Source organism: Sphingomonas trueperi (genome assembly GCF_040545965.1).
In the GTDB taxonomy this organism is placed as follows: domain Bacteria; phylum Pseudomonadota; class Alphaproteobacteria; order Sphingomonadales; family Sphingomonadaceae; genus Sphingomonas; species Sphingomonas trueperi_C.
Genome location: NZ_JBEPMV010000006.1, coordinates 66,511 through 84,798 on the forward strand (window position 1 = coordinate 66,511; position 18,288 = coordinate 84,798).

Genomic DNA, 18,288 nt, shown 5'->3' on the forward strand with positions numbered 1-18,288 from the left:
GCGCGCATGACGACATTCCTCGACTTCGAGAAGCCGATCGCCGAGCTCCAGGGCAAGATCGACGAGCTGCGCAGCGCCGCCCATGACGGCGACGTGGACATCGCCGCCGAGATCGCCCCGCTCCAGGCCAAGTCGGACAAGCTGCTGCTCGACACCTATGCCAAGCTGACGCCGTGGCAGAAGACGCAGGTCGCCCGCCATCCCGAGCGCCCGCACTTCAAGCATTACGTCGCCGGGCTGATCGAGGACTTCATGCCGCTAGGCGGCGACCGCGCCTTTGCCGACGACGCTGCGATCATCGGCGGGCTCGGCCGCTTCCGCGGGCGTCGGGTGATGGTGATCGGTCATGAGAAGGGCGACGATACCGCCAGCCGGCTCAAGCACAATTTCGGCATGGGCAAGCCTGAGGGCTATCGCAAGGCGATCCGCCTGATGAAGCTGGCCGACCGCTTCGGTATCCCGGTCATCACGCTGGTCGACACCTCGGGCGCCTTTCCGGGCGTCCAGGCCGAGGAGCGCGGCCAGGCCGAGGCGATCGCGCGCTCGACCGAGGCGTGCCTGTCGCTCGGCGTGCCGCTGGTCGCCTCGATCCTCGGCGAGGGCGGCTCGGGCGGCGCGGTGGCGCTGGCCGCGGGCAACCAGGTGCTGATGATGGAGCACGCGGTGTACTCGGTGATCTCGCCGGAAGGTTGCGCCTCGATCCTGTGGCGCACCGCCGACAAGGCCGCCGACGCCGCCGAGGCGATGAAGGTCACCGCGCAGCATCTCAAGGAACTCAAGGTGATTGACGGCATCGTGCCGGAGCCGCTGGGCGGGGCGCATCGCGCGCCGGGCCAGGCGGTGCAGGCGCTGGGCGATGCGATCGAGAAGGCGCTGGCCGACCTCGCGGCGATGTCGCCGGAGTCGCTGCGCCAGGCCCGCCGCGCCAAGTTCCTGGCGATGGGTCGTATCTGAAAATAGAAAAAGGGCTGACGCGCTGCGCAGCCCCTTTTGTCATCGAAGCGAAAGCGTCGCTTAGGCCGGCTTCATTTCGTTGCTGACCGTCGTGAAGGTGTTGTTGAGGCTGCCGCCCAACCCCTGCATGGCGGCGATCGCCGCAACGGCAATGAGGGCGGCGATCAGGCCATATTCGATGGCCGTCGCGCCCTTGCGGTGTGCGACCAGCTTGCGAAGCGTCTTCATCCGGAAAACCTTTCTCGGGATCACGATGACGGAGATGCCCGGCAGCGCCTCCATCATCGGATCGATCGAAACGAAGGCCTATCAGCCCTTCATGCTGTTGCTGACGGTCGTGAAGGTGTTGTTCAGGCTGGTGCCCAGACCCTTCATCGCGGCGATCGCGGCAACCGCGATCAGGGCGGCGATCAGGCCGTACTCGATGGCCGTGGCGGCCTTGGAATTCTTGATGAACTTGCGAATCTTAAGCATAGCCGTCTCCATCGTCCCAGAAACTTCAAACACCGGCCCGTCGGGAATCCGACGCGGCCATGCGACCCTAGAGAAGAGGGGTTAAGAACCGGATAAATCGCGTGCTTACCGAATGGTTTACGCGATTCAGTGGCCGGCGTTCTGGACCTGCTCGGAGACGTTGTTCCACATCGACGTCGCGGTATTGCCGAACAGGCTGAGTGCGCCGACCATCGCCAGCACGATCATCGCGATAATCAGTCCATATTCGACGGCGGTCGCGCCGCGATCGGCACGGGAAAGCGCGCGCAGGGCATGGATCAGGGCTCGCATCGACAACCAATCTCAGTCAATAAACGCCGGGAATTCTGTCAGGATTTGGTTGCGAAGTGATTAGCGAGACAGGGGTGGGGAGCGAGACGCGGCCGATGCTGCTGGTAGTGGCGGCGGCGATGATCGAGGACGGGCGCGTGCTGGTGCAGCAGCGCCCGGAGGGCACGTCGCTGGCCGGCCTGTGGGAATTCCCCGGCGGCAAGATCGAGCCGGGCGAGAGCCCCGAGGCTGCGCTCGCCCGCGAGCTGGACGAGGAGCTGGGCGTCGCTGTCGATCCCGCCGCGCTGGTGCCGCTCACCTTCGCCAGCGAAGCGCTCGCCGACCGGCACCTGATGCTGCTGCTCTACCGGCTGGATCGCTGGGAAGGGGTACCGGAAGCCCGTCACGCAAGCGCGCTCGCCTGGGCGGACTCGGCGGCGCTGCGGGGTCTGTCGATGCCCCCGGCGGACGTGCCGTTCCTGGAGGTGCTGGCGCCGCTGCTTGGGGGTGGGGCGGTCTTGCGCTGATCGGGCGGTGAGGGCGGATGTTCGGGCCTGGCGGGCAAGCAGGCGCCAACGCGCGCGTCAAACCGGTTGAAGCTGGAATATTCGATTGCCGAATCTTCTGATTGCAAAGAAAGAGGCCGCTGCAACGACCGTAGCGGCCGCCGCAGGCACCATTGCGGTCAGATCAAGGCTGGCAACCGCTGCCAGAATCACTGCTCCGCCGGCAGCGAAGGCAGCGGCCAGCGGGATCAGCGGTCGCAGCGGGGCGCAAACGGCGAAGTCCCGGTGAATCATTTTCCGCCGGAGCAACGCTCTGGCCATATACCCCAACAACAGTCCCGACGCGATGCCGACCATGCCGAAGCGGGCGAGGGCGAAGGACGCCACCACGCCGATCGCCGTGCCTGCTACCGTGATGGCAAGCCCGTGCCCCGGCGCGCGGTAGGCGAACAGCAGATCGGCTATGCCGAAGCTGGCCTGCAGAATCTCGGCGAGGCACAAGATCAGCATCGGAGCATAGGCGGCAGGATAATAGCCGCCCAGGAGGTGCAGTATCGCCGCTCCCAAGCCGGCAATCAGCAGGAAGGTCGGCAGCTGAAGATCCAAGATCTTCCTGCTCACGTCGGCGATGGTGCGCCGCGCCGAATCGACACCGGAAAGTCTCAATTCCCGCGCGACAATGGGGGTCAACAGGGCGTCGAAGGATTGCCGTACCTGCCGAAGCGGCGTGCAAACCTGCCGTGCCACACCATAAATGCCTGCCGGAGCATCGCCCAACATCAATCCGACGATGTAAAGGTCTGCCCGCTCCGCCAGCGCGGTGACGCAATCCGTCCCCGTCACCCAGCCATTGTGGCGCATCGTGCTGAACAATTGCCGAAAACCGGAGGGCGTTATCGTCACGCCTCGCATGTCAAAGCTGCGCAGCACTGCCGACAGCGCGAAGACAATCGCCGCAAGCGTGCCGGCGGCATAGCCGAGCACGAGCCCGGCTTGCGGGGCGCCCAACGCGAAGGCGGCCACCGATACGAGGACAGCGACATAGGGTTCGATGATGCTTCTGCAGAGCACCTCGTAGCGCACAAGCCCCTGCCAGCGTGTGGCCGCGAGCAGGAGATCCAGCAATGCTTGCCCGGTGATGAGCGGCGCCATCCATAACAGCGTCCAGCCAACCAGTCCGAGCCCCGGCAAAAGCAAGATGCAGGAGACGATCAGCGCCGTGACCAGCGCGCTGGCACCGAGGACGATCAGGCCCATTTCGAGCAGACGCTCCCCCGGCGACGTCGAACGCTCCGCATTTTCCAGGATCTGGAAAAGCATCGTCTTCATGCCCGCACCGCCGATGGTGACGGAAACCTCGACGAGGGCGAGCGCGACGCTGTAGGCACCGTAGAGCGTCGCGCCATACAGGATGGCGGCCACCAGCAAGAACGAAATGCGCGCCCCGAACTTGATCGCGAACCCGCCGCCTACGGCCAGCGCTCCGCGCTGGAGGCGTTCATTTCCGTCAGAACTCTGTGCGTCGGGTGTGGCAGGCAACGACCCGCCAACGGTCATTTGGCGCCGTCCGAGGGCGGGGGCGTTGCAGGCGTGTCCGACACCGCCTCCGGCTTGCGCTTGCGATGGCCATGCACATGCAAGGCGTCGATTTCCGCCTGCCGGGACTGGAGATAGGATGCGCGAGAAGCCGCATAAGGATCCGGCGAGTCGCGGAAAGATTGCAACTTGTCGGCGAATTCCACCCGGTCGTCCAACGTTCCGATGATGGTTGCAGGCACTGTATACCAGACGCGGTTGAACGGCTTTCCAACGGTCGAAGGCAGCAAAAGCTTGTCCACCGAAAGGCCGACAAGGTCGCGCACCGTCGTCGGCCCGACGAGGGGTAGGAAAAGAAACGGCCCCGGCTTTACGCCATAGAAGCCCAACGTGTTGGCGAAGCTGTTGCGCCTTTTAGGAAGCTTGAAGGGCTTCTTCTTTGCCACATCGACCACGCCGGCTACGCCCAGCGTGGAATTGACGCCGAAGCGACCGACCGTCTCGAAGGCTTTCCCGATCTTGTGCTGCAGGAGATAGTTTACGAAAACGATGGGCTCGTTGAGATTATTGAAGAAATGCCGCAATCCCGCGCGAATGAAGGACGGTACTATTTTGGAATAGGTCTTGGCCGCGGGTGCGACGACCAGCTTGTCGGCGGTCTGCACGACGGCATATGTCTTCAGGTTTACTTCCTGAAGAGGATCCTCGCGCGGTGGGCGAGGCCTGGCGCTAACGACGATTTCATCCTCTGGCGCACTTTCCTGCGGGGCTGGCTCGGTCGCGCCGCTGGTAGCCTGAGGAGCAGGCGAGGCAGTCTGCGGGGCCGGCGGAGTCGGTGCGACCATGTCCTGCCCCGGCGGGGTTATGGACTGGGCATCTACATCCGGCAACACGACGGCAACGATCGGCAGCGCGATCAGCTCGTCAGGCGAGCCTGCCGCGTCACATGGCGCAGGGCCGCTCATCAGGAGCATCGCCGCCATCACGGTGGAACCGCCCATTATTTGGCATTCATGGCAGTGTGTCTCGCTGCGTTCGGCACGTTTATGGGTCAACTATGACCGACATTCCGAGTTTTTGGATAGGTCGGAAGGGCGGATGTATGGCGGGTGTAAAGCGTCCCTTATCAGCAAACTCCGGCGAAAGTCACCGCCAATTCGCCTGACGGAGGGGCGGATGCAGGCCACCCGCACAACGGCCCCGCGCGCTTTCCCGGACCAGCGGGGGACACGCCTCCGCAAATCGCTTGCTGAAGGGACACCTGAACCCGTAGATTACGGTTCAATGACGCTTGCTATCACCGACCTGTCACGAGACCGCCGGATAGAGGATCCGACAAACCTGTGGATCATCCATCCGGCAGCACGTCGCCTGTTGCCCTGGTTCCTCGCGCGCGGGATCTCCGCCAATGCCGTGTCGCTGGCCGGCCTGGCGCTGGGCACGTTGGCGGCGCTCGCCTATGCCCAGTGGAAGATCTGGCCCTTTGCCCTTGGGGGCCTGCTGCTGTCCGTCGGCTGGCTTATCGCCGATGGCTTGGACGGGATGATCGCACGTGCCACGGGCACCGCCAGTCCCTTGGGGCGCGTGCTGGACGGCGTGTGTGACCACGGCGTTTTCATCCTGATCTATGTTTCGCTGGCTTCGTCGATCGGCACGTTGGAAGGCTGGGTCTGGGCGGTGGCCGCCGGTGTCGCCCACATGATTCAATCCAACATGTACGAGAGCGAACGTTCCCGCTTTCACCGTCGTTGCAAGGCGGTGGCGGTGATCGCCGTTCCTGCACCCAGCCGCAATCCGTTCATTCGCCTGTATGATTTTGGCTGGGGGATGCTGGATCGCGTCGCCGCTCGATTCGATAACGTGCTGCAGCATCACCCTGCTCCCGCGGACCTTGCTGCGACCTATGGCGATCTGGCCGCCAAGCCCATGCGGCTGATGAGCCTGTTGTCCGCCAATGTTCGGGTCTACGCGATTTTCCTTGCCTGCCTCGTCGGCAATCCACGCCTGTTCTGGTGGGTCGAACTCGTCCCACTGAACATCATCCTCATCTTCGGACTCTTCCAGCATCGCATGGTCGAAAATCGCCTTGGAGCAGTGTCGATGAATCACTTTTCACAAATCGAAGGAATAAAGAAGTAATGCCGGCCATTAACATCGCCATTGTTGGTGTAGGAAACTGTGCCAGCTCTCTCGTGCAGGGGCTTTCCTATTATCGCGAAGGCGCAAATGAGACCGTCGGGCTCATGCATTGGGACCTGGGCGGCTATAAGCCGAACGATATCCGTGTCGTCGCTGCATGGGACGTGGATCAGCGCAAGGTCGGCAAGGACGTGTCGGAGGCGATTTTCGCCAAGCCCAATTGCACGGCCATCTTCTGCGAAACCGTGCCGCCTACCGGCACGAAGGTGCAGATGGGGCATGTTCTCGACGGCGTCGCCGAACATATGGCCGACTATGACGACAATCGCACCTTCCTGCTCTCGAGCGAGCGCGAAGCAACCAAGGCGGAAGTGGTCGCCGCATTGCGCGAGACCAAGACCGACGTGCTGATGAACTATCTGCCGGTCGGCTCGCAGGCCGCCAGCGAGTTCTACGCCGAATGCGCGCTCGAGGCGGGCGTGGCCTTCGTCAACAATATCCCGGTGTTCATCGCCAGCGACCCCGTATGGGCGGAACGCTTCACCAAAGCTGGCGTGCCGATCATCGGCGACGACATCAAGGCGCAGCTCGGTGCCACCATCGTGCATCGCGTGCTGACCGATCTGTTCGCCAAGCGCGGCGTCAAGCTGGAGCGGACCTATCAGCTCAACACCGGCGGCAACACCGACTTCCTGAACATGTCGAATCACCGCCGACTCGCCTCCAAGAAGATCTCGAAGACCGAGGCGGTGCAGTCGGTCGCGGCCGAGCGTCTGGAAGACGAAAACGTGCATATCGGCCCGTCCGACTATGTGCCGTGGCAGAATGACAACAAGGTGTGCTTCCTGCGGATGGAAGGCACCATGTTCGGCGGCGTGCCGATGAACCTCGAGCTGCGCCTTTCCGTCGAGGACAGCCCCAACAGTGCCGGCGTCGCCATCGATATGATCCGCTGCGCCAAGCTGGCCAAGGATCGCGGGCTGGCGGGGCCGATCGATGCGGCATCGGCCTATTTCTGCAAGCATCCGCGTTTCCAGATGACCGATGATCTGGCGGCGCGCGCGGTGGACGAGTTCATTGCACTAGCAGCGGAATGATCGACACCGGCATTGTTCTCGCGGCAGGCGAAGGCTCGCGCCTTCGCGCTGTCGCGCCGGTCAAGCCGCTATGCCTCGTTGACGGGCAGACCCTGCTTGCCCATGCCGTGTTCGGCATGGCGCAGGCAGGGCTTGCGCGAACGATCGTGGTCGTCGGCTATGAAGCGGAGACGATCGAATCCTACGTTGCGGCGAACCAATGGCCGATCATCGTCGAGACCGTACGGGTAGAAGATCATCGGCATCCCAATGGTTCGTCGTTGCTCGCAGCAGGACCGCTGCTGGGCGATGCGGAGGCGATCCTTGCGATGTGTGACCATCTGGTCGAACCGCACTTCTATCGGCGCATGGCCGATACCGCGACGGGCGGCGGTGCGTCGCTCGGGATCGATCGCCGGCTCGATAACGATTGGGTCGATCTCGACGATGTGACGTGCGTCCAGACGGAGGGCGATCGCGTCGTCGGCATCGGCAAGGGCCTGACGTCCTATGACTGCTTCGATACGGGCGTCTTCACGGTCGGCAGGGGCCTCTTCGATGCACTCCGCGGGTTGGAGAAGCCATCGCTCACGGAAGGGATGCGGCGCTTGGCATCCGATCGGGCGGCCGGCGTCAGGGATTGCAGCGATCTTGAATGGATCGATGTGGACGACGAACGGGCGTGGCGCATTGCGGAAACATGGCTAGCATCGAGTCGGCGCAGGGCGGGTGGCGCGTAATATTGGCGGCCTTTGCCAAAAGGTGATGTCGGGGCGGATGCGGGACGAGCACGCCGCGCGCGTCCGCGCCGACCGACCAAGCTCCTGATCAACCGAAGAGGGCGCTGATTCGGAACGGCAACGCTTGGTCGAAAACGAAGCCGGTGCATTCGTGACGGCCCACCTCAGGCCTTGTCGACCGCGGCGTCGAAATAGTCGTTGTACCCCTCGTCCCGATGGCACCCCACCATCTTCAACCCCGCCGCATCGAGCAACGCACCGTACGCCTCTTCGCCCAGCGATCGCGAACGCCGCCCGGTCAGGCTGTCCTCCCAGTCGCAGCGCTCGCGGGGCGCGCTGAACAGGAAGCGGCCGCCGGGGTGGAGCACCCGAGCGACGCGGCCGATCACCGCCGCCTGCGCCGCCTCCGGCAGCAGGAACAGCATCCCGATCGCGACCACGCCGTCGAAGCGGCGGTCGAAGAAACGGCTGGTCTCCGCCGGCTCGCAGGCCGCGGTCGCCTCGGGCAAATTGGCGCGGAACGCGGCGATCATCCTGGGCGCCGGATCGATGCCGAACAGCGCGAAGCCCTGCGCCGCCAGGCAGGTGCCGATCGGCACGCCGGTGCCGCAGCCGATGTCGAGCACCGCGTCGCCGCGCGGCAGCTGGCGGGACCAGCGGAGGACGATGTCGGTGCCGACATCCGAGCGAAGCGCCGCGAACCGATCGGCAACGGCGTCCCAGCCGGCGGAGGCGTCGTCGCTGGTCACCGGCGCTCCGCCACCGCCTAGCCCTTGGGCTTGAGCGCGTCGGCCAGCGAGGCGGTCGCGCTGCCCGGGCGGGCGGGCTTGGGCTGCGAAGGGTCGGGGGCCCAGCCGGTCAGGTAGACGATCGAATATTTCTCCGGCGTCCGGCCGTCGGGATCGGCGCGTTCGGCGAAGGCGGCGGCGGTGCCGAGCAAGGTCTCGCGGCGGAGCGGCGGGGTGTTCGGCAGCAGGTTGGTCGCCGCCATGCCGCGCAGGTCGCGGATCAGCCCGCCCAGCCCGCCATAGCGCACGGTCAGCGTCTCGACATCGGCCACCGGCAGGGTGAAGCCGGCGCGCGAGAGCAGGTCGCCCGCGGCGCGCACGTCGATCTGCGGGTGGAAGCGCGCCACCGGCCGGTCGGCCTCGGCGGCGAGCAGGCAGGCGCGCAGCGTCGCGAGGCTGCCGGCGCCGAGAAAGGCGCCGAGGAACAGCCCGTCGGGCTTCAAGGCACGGCGGGCGAGGGCGAGGGCGCCGGGCACGTCGTTCACCGTGTCCAGCACGCCGGCGGAGATCACCAGGTCGAAGCTCGCCTCGGGAAAGGGGTGCATGTCCTCGTCGGCATGGATCGCGCCGCTGGCGGCGGCGAAGGCCGCGCCGGCCTCCAGCCGGGTGACGGTGGCGCCGGGCCAGACGAAGCTGCCGTCGGCGCTGCCCAGGTCGAGCACCGTGCGGAACTCGCGCTTCACGCCTTCCAGCCGCTCGTACAGCCCGTCGAGCATGTGGTCGCGCAGGAAGCTTTCATAGCTGCGGGCGGCGCGATCCCGGCGCTTGCGGCGCAGCGCGCGGTCGAAGATTTCGGAGTCGGACACGGCGCGCTTGTGCAGCGGCGCGGGGCTTGGAACAAGAGGGGCGTGGATCCGCGCGCGCCTTTCCTCCGCATCCTCGACCTGGCGCTGCCGCCGCGCTGCCCGGGCTGCGGCGCGATCGTCGAGGCCGATCATCGCTTTTGTGCAAGCTGCTGGGACAGCCTGCATTTTCTGGGGCCTCCTTGGTGCGCGACCTGCCATCTGCCGTTCGAGTACGAGCGCGGGGAGGGCGCGCAGTGCGGCGACTGCCTCGCCCAGCCGCCGCCGCATGACGGGGTGCGCGCGGCGGTGGCGTACGGCGAGGTCGCGCGGCATCTGGCGCTCAAGCTCAAATATGGCGGGCGACTGGCGGTGGCGGAGACGATGGCGCGGGCGATGGCGCGGCTGGTGCCCGAGGGGGCGGACCTGGTGGTGCCGGTGCCGCTGCATCGCTGGCGGCTCTGGTCGCGCGGGTTCAACCAGGCGGTGCTGATCGCGCGGGCGGTGGCCAAGGGGCGGGGGCTGCGGGTCGAGACCGATCTGCTGCGCCGGGTGAAGGCGACGCCCAAGCTCCAGGGGCTGGGCCGGCGGGCGCGGGCCAAGGTGGTGGCGGGGGCCTTTGCGCTGGCGCCCGAGGCGCGGGCGCGGCTCGCGGGAAAGACGGTGCTGCTGGTCGACGACGTCCATACCAGCGGTGCGACGGGCGATGCCTGCGCCCGGCTGCTCAAACGCGGCGGGGCTTCGCGCGTTGTGATTCTTTGCTGGGCACGCGTCCTCGTCGAGGATGCCATGGATTGACAAGCCGGGGGCCCGCGCACACCTCAGGAGGCATTATGGCAAAGGTCGAAATCTACACCAAGGCGTTCTGCCCCTATTGCACGCGCGCCAAGCAGCTCCTCACCGCCAAGGGCGCGGATTTCGAGGAGTATGACATCACCATGGGCGGGCCTAAGCGCGCCGAGATGCTGGAGCGCGCGCCCGGCCGCACGACGGTGCCGCAGATCTTCATCGACGGGCAGCATATCGGCGGCTCGGACGATCTCGCAGCGCTCGATCGCAAGGGCGGACTGGACCCGCTGCTCGCCGCATGAGCCGCGCCGCGCTGCTCCAGATGACCAGCGGGATCGATCCCGCCGCCAACGCCGCGACGCTGGTCGCGGCGGTGGCACAGGCCAAGGCGGGCGGTGCGGCAATGCTGTTCACACCGGAAATGTCCGGCCTGGTCGACGGCAACCGCGAGCGGGCGCAACGCCATTATCGCTCGGAGGGCGAGGATCCCGTGCTTGCCGCGGTGCGCGACGCTGCGGCAAAGCAGGGCCTTTGGGTGCATCTGGGCAGTCTTGCGGTGCTGCGCGAGGACGGCAAGCTCGCCAACCGCGCCTTCGTGATCGACGATACCGGCGCGATCCGCGCGCGCTACGACAAGATGCACCTGTTCGATGTCGACCTCCCTACCGGCGAGAGCTGGCGCGAATCGAACAGCTACACGGCGGGCGCGGGGCCGGTGGTGGTCGACACGCCGCTCGGCAAGCTCGGCCTGGCCATCTGCTACGACCTGCGCTTCCCGGACCTGTTCCGCACGATGAGCGACGCAGGCGCGACGATTCTCGCGGTGCCGGCGGCGTTCACCCGGCCCACCGGCGCTGCGCATTGGCACGTGCTGCTGCGCGCCCGCGCGATCGAGGCCGCCGCGTTCGTGCTGGCCGCAGCGCAGACCGGCGAGCATCAGGACGGTCGCGCCACCTATGGCCACAGTGTTGCGATCGATCCGTGGGGCGACGTGCTGCTCGACATGGGCGAGGCGGCCGGGCTCGGCTTTGTCGAACTCGATCAGGCGCGGCTGGACGATGTGCGGACCCGCGTACCGGTCCTGCGCCACCGCCGCGCGATTCCGGAGGCGGTGACGGCGTGATCGTCTTCGACCTGAAATGCAGTGACGAGCATGTATTCGAAGCATGGTTCAAGTCGAGCGGTGCCTATGAGGAGCAGCGCGCGCAGGGGCTGATCGCCTGTCCTTTTTGTGGTGACGTTGCGGTTACCAAGGCGGTGATGGCGCCGGCGGTGGCCGCAAAGGGCAATCAGGTGCCAGAAAAGGCTCCCGTTTCGCCCGAGGGGTTCAAGGCCGCGCTGGCTGCAATCGCGCAGCTCCAGGCCAAGCAGCTCGAGACCTCGACCTGGGTGGGCAGCGCGTTCGCGGAAAAGGCGCGGGCGATGCATCAGGGTGATGCGCCGGAGGCGCCGATCCACGGCCAGGCGACGCTAGCCGAGGCAAAGGCGCTTGTCGAAGACGGGGTGCCCGTCGCGCCGCTGCTGGTACCGGTCGTGCCTCCCGAGGCGCGCAATTGATTTCGAGCGATCGGGTCGGTACGAGCGACCGCGTGGCCCGGTAGCTCAGCAGGATAGAGCAAGCGATTCCTAATCGAGAGGTCGGAGGTTCGAATCCTCTCCGGGTCACCATCCTCCGACGAAGCAGCGCGCGTCCCCGTGCGCACGCGCGGATGAAAGAAGATGCCTGGGAGAACAGGTGGGGGAATTGGTCGAGCCAAGTGCTGCGGCCTGCTTTATGCGCGCGCCGGTGCCGATTTCCGATTGCATTCGCCGCGCACCCTAGGAGGATTTCATGTTCGTGCTGATTGCTGCCGCCATTTCCGTCGCGACGCCAGCGGCGCTCCAGTCCGCGCTGAGAACGGCGCGGCCGGGCGACGTCATCCAGCTGGTGCCGGGCAATTATGGATCGGTCGTACTCAACGACGCGCGATACGCCGCCAAGGTGACGATCAGGAGCGCCGATCCCAAGCGCCGCGCGCTTCTCACCCGGCTGACCATCAACAATCCGCGAAATCTCGCCTTGTCGGGCCTGGAAGTGTCCTATGTCCCCAAGCCCGGCGAGGGCAATGCGCAGGTGATGATCCGCATCAACAACGGTTCAGGGGTAACGCTCGACAATCTCTACGTGCATGGCCTGATCGGCGGCGACGTCAGCAAGGACTTGAGCGGGCTCAGCGCCTTCAATGTCGAGGGCCTCAGCGTCACCAACTCGCGGTTCCAGCAGGTCAATGCCGGGATCAAGGTGGAGCGTGGGCGGAATGTCTTGATCGACCATAATGACATAGGCTTCATCGGTTCGGACGCGATCGAGATACCGGGGGCGAACGGCATCACGATTTCCTGGAACAGGATCCACGACTTTCGCACCAACCCGGGCGTTCACCCCGACGGCGTGCAGTGCTGGACGACGCGACAGGCCTCCGGCTGCAAGAACGTCCGGATCCTGAAGAACCAGATCCTCGGCAGCCCTGGCCACGAACCGCAAGGCGTGTTCTTCGGTGACGAGGATCGGGTCGGCGGCTACGAGAATATCGAGATCAGCGGAAACCGCTTCGTCATGACCATGTGGCACGCGATCAACATTTACAGCGGCCCGAAGAACGTCACGATCCGCGCCAACGAGGTGATCGCCGGTCCGAACTTCACGCCGTGGATCCGCGTCGATGCGCCGGCGGTTGTCGAGGGGAACTCGGCACCGGCCTATTTCATCAACAGCAACAAGAGCATGCGGCCTGCCGGAAATCGTATCGGCGGACGCTATGCGAAATAGCGGTTGAGCGCGGCGGCGTTGCGACTGCAACCCACCGACAGGTGGCGCCCCGCGCCATCTCACCGGTCTCGGAAAAGGCTGCCATAGCCGGTTCTCGGCATGTCATGCGATGTAAGCCCAACCATATCCGTGAGCATGAATCCGAGAATCAGCGCGATGCCAAGCGCTGCGAGGAGGGAGCAGCCTGCGTACAGGTTAGGTGTTTCCGCTTCCCCATCAAGCATGGCGTCCATCGCGGTCCCTTCCCGATGCTAGAGCCCGCGCTCGTCGCGGGCGCCAGGACATGTTGTAGATCGAGGCGCCAGGCGCGTGCCGTTGCGACTGCTCCGTTCTGGAACCGATTCATCTCGGATCTGATAGGGACTCGTTGATTTTCGACCAGAAATCAGGTTGAGGCGGGGCTGCCCGGCGCGGACAACGGATTCGCACGGGGCAATTTTCGGAAGAGGCACAAATGAAAAGTTTGGGGGAACGGTTCGCCGCGCGTGCGACGACCGGATTTGACTATGCGCGGTTGTTTCTCGCGCTCGCCGTGGTGTTGTGGCACACCTTTCCGGTGACGATGTCGACCGAGGCGCTGATGCCCTATGTCGATCAGCCGATCATGGTGCTCGTCCGCGTCATTCTGCCGATGTTCTTCGCGCTGAGCGGGTTCCTGGTTTCCTCGAGCCTCGAGCGCGCGCCCAACCTTGGCGTGTTCCTCTGGCACCGCGTGCTGCGCATCTTCCCGGCCCTGACGGTGGAGGTGCTCCTCTCGGCGCTGATCCTGGGGCCGATCCTGACCACGGTGTCTCTTGCAGCCTATTTCACGCACCGCGAATTCTTCCAGTACATGGTCAACATTATCGGCTGGATCCATTTTCGCCTGCCGGGCGTGTTCCTCGACAATCCGGTCTCGGGGATCGTCAACAGCTCGCTGTGGACGGTACCCTCAGAGCTGGAATGCTACATCACGATCAGCGTTCTCTTCCTGATCGGCTTCACCAAGCGACCCAAGCTGATCGCTGCGACCTGGATCGTCGCGGCGGGCATTCTCACCTGGCATCAGGTGGCGACGGCCGCGCCGATGTGGTTCAACGTCGACAAGTTCAATCTGACGCTCAGCTTCGTCGCCGGCATGATGGTGTACCAGTTCCGCCATGCGCTGCCTGGCGGCTTCCTGGTTGCGCTGGGCGCGTTCGCGGTGGCCTGCCTGCTGCTCTATTTCCCCAACGCGCAGTATGTCGCCAGCTTCCCCGCCGCCTATGCGATCGCCGCATTCGGTTGCAATCGCATGTGGCGCCCGAAGCTTATCTTCGGCGGCGACTATTCCTACGGCCTGTATCTCTACGCCTATCCGATCCAGCAGACCGTCGTGCATCTGATCGGTCCGGGCAAGTTCTTCGAGACGTTGGCTCTGTCCCTGCTCGCAATGGTGTGTTTCGCGGTGTTCTCGTGGCACGTCATCGAGAAGCGCATTCTGGTGTTCAAGGACTCGTTCCCCGCGATCGCGCGATGGGCCCGCCGTCCGACGCTGCTGCGTCGACCGAGCGCCGCCTAAGTCCGCAGCGTCGCAACGAAGAGGGGAGCCGAGCGCCCTAGCGCTCGGCTCCCCAGTCATATCCCCCGCTGGAGGGGTCAGCGATCGCAAGCGGGGAACGCTCGATCAGAAGCGGGTGCCGACGCCGAAGCCGAACACCAGCGGGTTGATGTCGACGCTGGTCTGGTTGATCGCGCCGCCGGTGTTGAGCCGGGCCGTGGTGCTCATGTCGATGTATTTGACGTCGAGGTTCAGGAAGAACTTCTTGTTCAAATCGATGTCCACACCGGCTTGCAGGGCATAGCCGAAGCTGTCCTTGAGCGAGAGGCTGGTCTGGCCGAGCGCCTTGTTGAGCGAGTCGCTGGTCTTGGCCGAATAGAAAGTGGTGTAGTTCACGCCCGCGCCGACATAGGGGCGCACCGCCGCCTTGGGCAGGAAGTGATATTGCAGCGTCAGCGTCGGCGGCAGCACCCAGGTGTGGCCGACCTTGCCGAGCGACGAGATCGCCTCGCGGCCCTGGATGTCGTGGCGGGTGCTGGAGACGATCAGCTCGGCGCCGATATTGTCGGTAGCCATGTAGGTGAAGTCGACCTCGGGCATCACCGCATCGCCGACGCCGACCTTGGCGGTGGGCAGGGCAGGGGTGATGCCGGTCGACGATTCATTCGGGGCGACGACGATGCCGCGCAGGCGGACCAGCCAGTCGCCGGCTGCGATGCCCGCTCGGTCCTGTGCCTGGGCGCTCGCGGTGGAGGCCAGCAGACCGGCAGCGGCCAGACCGACAAAAAGCGAAGTACGCATGGTTCATTTCTCCTCGTGTTCGACGAGGCACCGGGTAGCCGCAAGTTTCCGCCACGGTTTTGATCGCACGCAACGTTGCGCGTAGGTAATGTTCCCAAGGTGGTCCGTTGCCCGGCTTGGGACCAATACGTAACGACAAGCCGCACGCGCGCGATGCATGCCACGCGCGGAGGCGGATATGTTCATCGATCGAAACCAGCCGGATCTGGGTGCTGCGGAATGGAACCTGCCGGCGCGTTGCGCGGCGTGCGGCGTGCGGATGGCGTCGCTGTGCGGCGGCATCTCGGCGGGTGCGCTGGAGGCGCTCAACCGCATCGGCCGCAAGCGCGTGCTGCGCCGGGGCGAGGCGCTGATCTGGCAGGGCGACATCGCCGAGCAGGTCGGCATCCTCCATCACGGGCTGGTCAAGCTTTCTGCCTCGCTGGAGGATGGCCGCGAGCAGATGCTGGGGCTCGCTTTCCCGGCGGACTTTGTCGGCGCGATCGGGGAGCGGCCGTCTAGCCACTGCGTCACCGCGCTGACCGAGACGGAGCTCTGCGTCTTTCCGCGCAGCGCGCTGCCCGGCCTGGTCGAGGCGCATCCCGAGATCGGTCAGGCGCTGCTGACCCGCGCCTATGACGAGCTCGACCAGCTGCGCAAATGGATGCTGCTGCTCGGCCGCAAGTCCGCCGAGGAGCGTGTCGCCAGCCTGTTGCTGCAATTCGCGGCGCGCGGCACGTGCAGTCCCGGCGCCCCGGTCGCGCTGCCGCTCACGCGCCAGCAGATGGCCGAGCTGCTGGGACTGACGATCGAGACGGTCAGCCGCAAGCTCACCGCGATGAAGCGTGACGGCGTGATCGCATTGCCGGATCTGCGGAGCTTCGTGATTCTCGATGCCAAGGCACTCGCCGTGCTGGCAGCGGAGACTCCGTAACTAACCGCATGTCGGCGCGCAGTGCATCTGCCTAGCCTGCGTTCATCCACCAAGAAGACCGGATGAAATGGAGGCGACCATGAAGAATGTACTCGTTCTGATGCATGACGACGCCGGACAGGAGGCGCGGTTTCAGGCGGCGCTCGACTTGACACGTGGACTGGAAGGGCATCTGCGCTGCGTCGATATCGCGATGGTGCCGGCCTATGTCGGCGATTATGTCGAATTCGGCGGCGGTGCGGCATTGCTTGCCGACGAGCAGACCCGCGAGGCGGCCAATCGCGTGCGGATGGAAGGGCGGCTGAAGGCCGAGGACGTTCCGTATGACTGGGTGGACGCGACCGGCTTCCCCCGCGAATGCCTGCGCGATGCGACCGCGCTCGCCGATCTGGTGGTGCTCAACCGCGAGCTCGACAAGGTCGACTATCCCGACATGCGCGACCTGATCTGCGATACCATCCTGAAGACCGGCAAGCCGATCGTCGCGGTGCCCGAGAAGGCGCTGGGCTTCGATCTCTACGGCCATGCGGTGGTGGCGTGGGACGGCTCGCGCACGGCGGAAGCGGCGCTGCAGGCGACGGTGTCGCTGCTAAAGCATGCCGGCACCGTGACGATCCTGGTGGTGGATGAAGGCTCGCTGCGGCTGCCGGCGGCGGAAGCGGCGGAATATCTGTCGCGGCACGGAATCCGGCCCGAGGTGCGGGTGGTGCCCAAGACCGACACAGTGGGCGGCGCGATCCTCGCGGTCGTGGAAGCGCTCAAGGCGGCCTATCTGGTGATGGGCGGCTTCGGCCACAGCCGCTTCCTCGAAGCGGCGTTCGGTGGGGTGACGCGGCGGATGCTGGCGGAAAGCCCGGTGCCGCTGCTGCTGGCGCACTGACGCGGGCGAATCGCGGGTACTCTTGCCCGTCGTCAAAAGAAAAGGGGCAGGCAACCCTGGATGCCTGCCCCTTTTGCTGTTTGCGCGGCCCGAAAAGGCCGCGGCGACCTCGCTTACTTGACGTGCTTGGCGAGGTGCTTGTTCATCTCGAACATGGTGGCCTTGTCGCCGCCGAAGATCGGCTTCAGCGTGTCGTCGGCCAGGATTTCGCGCTTGTTCGCAGGGTTCTGCAGGTTGTGCTTCTTGATGTATTCCCACACCTTGCTGACGATCTCGCTGCGCGGCAGATCGGCGGTGCCCACAATCTTCGCCAGTTCGGGCGAAGGGGTAACCGGCTTGGCAATGCCACCGCGTGCTTTGGTCTCGGCCATCGTGTCTAACTCCTGTTCGTACCCCTTATTGGGGCTATTCCTTCGTCAGCGCCTCGGGATTGAGAGGCTTCCTCCCCCTTGTCGCAACCAACGATGTACTGCGGTTCGTGCGGTGATGCACGCCCCTGTACGCCTTTGACTGCGGGAAAGGGCATCTGTCCAGCGCAGACCGCACCGAAGCGCGGCGAACCGCTGTTTTGCGGCGCTGCGGTGGTGCAGCGGCGCAACACTTTAGGGCAAAAACGTAGTAATATTGCGCGTTCAGGCCAAGACTCGCGTCTGAACCAGCCCTTCGAAGGTGCCGCGCACGTCCGGCGCGGCGTCTGCGGTAAGCCGTTGGACATCCGCCAGGAAGTTCGCGGCGTCCGCGCCCGGTGCGCGATGCGCCATTTCCCAATGGCCGAACGCGCGGCGATCCACGATCCGGCGGGAGAGCAGCACGATCGCACGATGCCGCGGATCGCGCTGGATGCGGGCATAGGCCGCTTCCACCGCATCTTCGGGACCTTCCAGCGCCTGCAGGAAGCGCCCGCCATCGGCGTAGAGCAGCCCGGTGATGCGGTCGCGGGCATTGTTGCGGCGGGAAACCGTCAGGATGTCCTGGGTAGGGCAGGGCGCGGCCGGGTTGGCAGAACTGACATAGACGAGCTGCAGCATGGAAATCCTCTCCTGCGAGCGCGCGTTTTCGGCGTCGATTGGTTAATAGCAGATAAAGATCACAGATGCTCGCTTGTTTTTCAGCTATTTAGGCCAAGCTGGACAAGATCGTATAATTCCGGCATCAGGAGCGTATGATCGACGCCCTGCGCCTTACCCTGCGACTTATCCGCCCTTAGGGGCCGATTTCGCACGCGCGCGTCTCCCCTAAGGGCAAACTGGAACTTCCCTATCGCATCACGGCTGCGCTAGGCGCGGCCAGA

23 protein-coding genes and 1 tRNA gene are annotated in these 18,288 nt (G+C 65.2%); 14 read left to right on the forward strand and 10 right to left on the reverse strand.

The features are described 5' to 3' along the window. Positions 1-6: 6 nt before the first annotated feature. Positions 7-954 carry an acetyl-CoA carboxylase carboxyltransferase subunit alpha gene (locus ABIC35_RS16910; RefSeq protein ID WP_121079309.1) on the forward strand — a complete coding sequence of 316 codons (948 nt, stop codon included), beginning with the start codon at positions 7-9 and terminating at the stop codon, positions 952-954. 60 nt (positions 955-1,014) lie between these two features. Here ABIC35_RS16910 and ABIC35_RS16915 read toward each other — a convergent pair whose 3' ends face one another. From ABIC35_RS16915 to ABIC35_RS16925, 3 genes are all read right to left on the reverse strand, one after another. After that, the gene (locus ABIC35_RS16915; RefSeq protein ID WP_121079311.1) at positions 1,015-1,182 is read right to left on the reverse strand and encodes a Flp family type IVb pilin; all 168 of its coding nucleotides are present in this window, start codon (positions 1,180-1,182) and stop codon (positions 1,015-1,017) included. A gap of 81 nt (positions 1,183-1,263) precedes the next feature. Then, positions 1,264-1,428 carry a Flp family type IVb pilin gene (locus ABIC35_RS16920; protein ID WP_121079313.1) on the reverse strand — a complete coding sequence of 55 codons (165 nt, stop codon included), beginning with the start codon at positions 1,426-1,428 and terminating at the stop codon, positions 1,264-1,266. 126 nt (positions 1,429-1,554) lie between these two features. Beyond that, positions 1,555-1,740, reverse strand: a complete 186-nt coding sequence (locus ABIC35_RS16925) for a Flp family type IVb pilin (RefSeq protein WP_121076432.1) — start codon at positions 1,738-1,740, stop codon at positions 1,555-1,557. Positions 1,741-1,835: 95 nt separating this feature from the next. On the opposite strand from ABIC35_RS16925, the gene ABIC35_RS16930 reads away from it, so the two are divergent. After that, a complete protein-coding gene (locus tag ABIC35_RS16930; RefSeq protein ID WP_121079315.1) occupies positions 1,836-2,246 on the forward strand; it encodes a (deoxy)nucleoside triphosphate pyrophosphohydrolase in 411 nt (136 codons plus the stop codon). A 57-nt stretch (positions 2,247-2,303) separates the two neighbouring features. Here the strand turns inward: ABIC35_RS16930 and ABIC35_RS16935 are convergent, their stop codons facing one another. Next, on the reverse strand, positions 2,304-3,782 hold the full coding sequence (locus ABIC35_RS16935) for a lipopolysaccharide biosynthesis protein (RefSeq protein WP_121076435.1): 1,479 nt from the start codon (positions 3,780-3,782) through the stop codon (positions 2,304-2,306). Continuing rightward, positions 3,779-4,762, reverse strand: coding sequence for an MlaA family lipoprotein (locus tag ABIC35_RS16940; protein WP_121076438.1), 984 nt, complete (start codon positions 4,760-4,762; stop codon positions 3,779-3,781). Before ABIC35_RS16940 ends, ABIC35_RS16935 begins: the two co-directional genes overlap by 4 nt. Before the next feature lie 283 nt (positions 4,763-5,045). Between ABIC35_RS16940 and ABIC35_RS16945 the strand changes: the two genes are divergently transcribed. The 3 genes from ABIC35_RS16945 to ABIC35_RS16955 are packed head-to-tail and all read left to right on the forward strand — an operon-like array spanning position 5,046 to position 7,716. After that, complete coding sequence (locus tag ABIC35_RS16945; protein WP_121076441.1) at positions 5,046-5,900, forward strand: CDP-alcohol phosphatidyltransferase family protein; 855 nt, start codon at positions 5,046-5,048, stop codon at positions 5,898-5,900. Beyond that, the gene (locus tag ABIC35_RS16950) at positions 5,900-6,997 is read left to right on the forward strand and encodes an inositol-3-phosphate synthase (RefSeq protein ID WP_121076444.1); all 1,098 of its coding nucleotides are present in this window, start codon (positions 5,900-5,902) and stop codon (positions 6,995-6,997) included. Before ABIC35_RS16945 ends, ABIC35_RS16950 begins: the two co-directional genes overlap by 1 nt. After that, positions 6,994-7,716: an NTP transferase domain-containing protein gene (locus tag ABIC35_RS16955; protein WP_121076447.1), complete on the forward strand. Its 723-nt coding sequence runs from the start codon at positions 6,994-6,996 to the stop codon at positions 7,714-7,716. Before ABIC35_RS16950 ends, ABIC35_RS16955 begins: the two co-directional genes overlap by 4 nt. 164 nt (positions 7,717-7,880) lie before the next feature. Here the strand turns inward: ABIC35_RS16955 and ABIC35_RS16960 are convergent, their stop codons facing one another. After that, positions 7,881-8,465 carry a class I SAM-dependent methyltransferase gene (locus ABIC35_RS16960; RefSeq protein ID WP_354278527.1) on the reverse strand — a complete coding sequence of 195 codons (585 nt, stop codon included), beginning with the start codon at positions 8,463-8,465 and terminating at the stop codon, positions 7,881-7,883. Positions 8,466-8,482: 17 nt separating this feature from the next. Continuing rightward, a complete protein-coding gene (locus ABIC35_RS16965; RefSeq protein ID WP_121076450.1) occupies positions 8,483-9,310 on the reverse strand; it encodes a methyltransferase domain-containing protein in 828 nt (275 codons plus the stop codon). A gap of 42 nt (positions 9,311-9,352) precedes the next feature. Between ABIC35_RS16965 and ABIC35_RS16970 the strand changes: the two genes are divergently transcribed. The 7 genes from ABIC35_RS16970 to ABIC35_RS17000 all read left to right on the forward strand — a co-directional run bounded on the left by ABIC35_RS16970 (position 9,353) and on the right by ABIC35_RS17000 (position 14,424). Beyond that, a complete protein-coding gene (locus tag ABIC35_RS16970; RefSeq protein WP_121076453.1) occupies positions 9,353-10,084 on the forward strand; it encodes a double zinc ribbon domain-containing protein in 732 nt (243 codons plus the stop codon). Between the two features lie 35 nt (positions 10,085-10,119). Beyond that, the gene (grxC, locus tag ABIC35_RS16975; RefSeq protein ID WP_121076456.1) at positions 10,120-10,377 is read left to right on the forward strand and encodes a glutaredoxin 3; all 258 of its coding nucleotides are present in this window, start codon (positions 10,120-10,122) and stop codon (positions 10,375-10,377) included. Beyond that, positions 10,374-11,198: a carbon-nitrogen hydrolase family protein gene (locus ABIC35_RS16980; protein ID WP_121076460.1), complete on the forward strand. Its 825-nt coding sequence runs from the start codon at positions 10,374-10,376 to the stop codon at positions 11,196-11,198. Before grxC ends, ABIC35_RS16980 begins: the two co-directional genes overlap by 4 nt. Continuing rightward, on the forward strand, positions 11,195-11,632 hold the full coding sequence (locus tag ABIC35_RS16985) for a DUF1178 family protein (RefSeq protein WP_121076463.1): 438 nt from the start codon (positions 11,195-11,197) through the stop codon (positions 11,630-11,632). The genes ABIC35_RS16980 and ABIC35_RS16985 overlap by 4 nt, the downstream gene beginning before the upstream one ends. Positions 11,633-11,666: 34 nt before the next feature. After that, positions 11,667-11,743: transfer RNA gene (locus ABIC35_RS16990), tRNA-Arg, on the forward strand. A gap of 163 nt (positions 11,744-11,906) precedes the next feature. Then, positions 11,907-12,884, forward strand: coding sequence for a right-handed parallel beta-helix repeat-containing protein (locus ABIC35_RS16995; RefSeq protein ID WP_121076466.1), 978 nt, complete (start codon positions 11,907-11,909; stop codon positions 12,882-12,884). 454 nt (positions 12,885-13,338) lie between these two features. Further along, a complete protein-coding gene (locus ABIC35_RS17000; RefSeq protein WP_121076469.1) occupies positions 13,339-14,424 on the forward strand; it encodes an acyltransferase family protein in 1,086 nt (361 codons plus the stop codon). A gap of 105 nt (positions 14,425-14,529) precedes the next feature. Here the strand turns inward: ABIC35_RS17000 and ABIC35_RS17005 are convergent, their stop codons facing one another. After that, positions 14,530-15,204 (reverse strand): OmpW/AlkL family protein, encoded by a 675-nt coding sequence (locus tag ABIC35_RS17005; protein WP_121076472.1) that lies wholly within the window; start codon positions 15,202-15,204, stop codon positions 14,530-14,532. A 178-nt stretch (positions 15,205-15,382) separates the two neighbouring features. Here ABIC35_RS17005 and ABIC35_RS17010 point away from each other — a divergent pair, with 178 nt between their 5' ends. Together ABIC35_RS17010 and ABIC35_RS17015 are read left to right on the forward strand one after the other, a co-directional pair. Continuing rightward, positions 15,383-16,117: a Crp/Fnr family transcriptional regulator gene (locus tag ABIC35_RS17010; protein WP_121076475.1), complete on the forward strand. Its 735-nt coding sequence runs from the start codon at positions 15,383-15,385 to the stop codon at positions 16,115-16,117. Between the two features lie 79 nt (positions 16,118-16,196). Beyond that, a complete protein-coding gene (locus tag ABIC35_RS17015) occupies positions 16,197-16,997 on the forward strand; it encodes a universal stress protein (protein ID WP_121079319.1) in 801 nt (266 codons plus the stop codon). Between the two features lie 113 nt (positions 16,998-17,110). On the opposite strand, the gene ABIC35_RS17020 is transcribed toward ABIC35_RS17015, so the two are convergent. Together ABIC35_RS17020 and ABIC35_RS17025 are read right to left on the reverse strand one after the other, a co-directional pair. Next, the gene (locus ABIC35_RS17020) at positions 17,111-17,368 is read right to left on the reverse strand and encodes an SWIB/MDM2 domain-containing protein (RefSeq protein WP_116468858.1); all 258 of its coding nucleotides are present in this window, start codon (positions 17,366-17,368) and stop codon (positions 17,111-17,113) included. Positions 17,369-17,629: 261 nt separating this feature from the next. Continuing rightward, a complete protein-coding gene (locus tag ABIC35_RS17025; protein ID WP_121076478.1) occupies positions 17,630-18,025 on the reverse strand; it encodes a BLUF domain-containing protein in 396 nt (131 codons plus the stop codon). Positions 18,026-18,288 lie beyond the last annotated feature (263 nt).

Excerpts from the sequence above, each read along its gene's own strand:
- ABIC35_RS16910 (WP_121079309.1), top strand. The coding sequence starts at position 7 with ATGACGACATTCCTCGACTTCGAGAAGCCGATCGCCGAGCTCCAGGGC.
- ABIC35_RS16915 (WP_121079311.1), bottom strand. The coding sequence starts at position 1,182 with ATGAAGACGCTTCGCAAGCTGGTCGCACACCGCAAGGGCGCGACGGCC.
- ABIC35_RS16920 (WP_121079313.1), bottom strand. The coding sequence starts at position 1,428 with ATGCTTAAGATTCGCAAGTTCATCAAGAATTCCAAGGCCGCCACGGCC.
- ABIC35_RS16925 (WP_121076432.1), bottom strand. The coding sequence starts at position 1,740 with ATGCGAGCCCTGATCCATGCCCTGCGCGCGCTTTCCCGTGCCGATCGC.
- ABIC35_RS16930 (WP_121079315.1), top strand. The coding sequence starts at position 1,836 with ATGCTGCTGGTAGTGGCGGCGGCGATGATCGAGGACGGGCGCGTGCTG.
- ABIC35_RS16935 (WP_121076435.1), bottom strand. The coding sequence starts at position 3,782 with ATGACCGTTGGCGGGTCGTTGCCTGCCACACCCGACGCACAGAGTTCT.
- ABIC35_RS16940 (WP_121076438.1), bottom strand. The coding sequence starts at position 4,762 with ATGGGCGGTTCCACCGTGATGGCGGCGATGCTCCTGATGAGCGGCCCT.
- ABIC35_RS16945 (WP_121076441.1), top strand. The coding sequence starts at position 5,046 with ATGACGCTTGCTATCACCGACCTGTCACGAGACCGCCGGATAGAGGAT.
- ABIC35_RS16950 (WP_121076444.1), top strand. The coding sequence starts at position 5,900 with ATGCCGGCCATTAACATCGCCATTGTTGGTGTAGGAAACTGTGCCAGC.
- ABIC35_RS16955 (WP_121076447.1), top strand. The coding sequence starts at position 6,994 with ATGATCGACACCGGCATTGTTCTCGCGGCAGGCGAAGGCTCGCGCCTT.
- grxC (WP_121076456.1), top strand. The coding sequence starts at position 10,120 with ATGGCAAAGGTCGAAATCTACACCAAGGCGTTCTGCCCCTATTGCACG.
- ABIC35_RS16980 (WP_121076460.1), top strand. The coding sequence starts at position 10,374 with ATGAGCCGCGCCGCGCTGCTCCAGATGACCAGCGGGATCGATCCCGCC.
- ABIC35_RS16995 (WP_121076466.1), top strand. The coding sequence starts at position 11,907 with ATGTTCGTGCTGATTGCTGCCGCCATTTCCGTCGCGACGCCAGCGGCG.
- ABIC35_RS17000 (WP_121076469.1), top strand. The coding sequence starts at position 13,339 with ATGAAAAGTTTGGGGGAACGGTTCGCCGCGCGTGCGACGACCGGATTT.
- ABIC35_RS17005 (WP_121076472.1), bottom strand. The coding sequence starts at position 15,204 with ATGCGTACTTCGCTTTTTGTCGGTCTGGCCGCTGCCGGTCTGCTGGCC.
- ABIC35_RS17010 (WP_121076475.1), top strand. The coding sequence starts at position 15,383 with ATGTTCATCGATCGAAACCAGCCGGATCTGGGTGCTGCGGAATGGAAC.
- ABIC35_RS17015 (WP_121079319.1), top strand. The coding sequence starts at position 16,197 with ATGAAGAATGTACTCGTTCTGATGCATGACGACGCCGGACAGGAGGCG.
- ABIC35_RS17020 (WP_116468858.1), bottom strand. The coding sequence starts at position 17,368 with ATGGCCGAGACCAAAGCACGCGGTGGCATTGCCAAGCCGGTTACCCCT.
- ABIC35_RS17025 (WP_121076478.1), bottom strand. The coding sequence starts at position 18,025 with ATGCTGCAGCTCGTCTATGTCAGTTCTGCCAACCCGGCCGCGCCCTGC.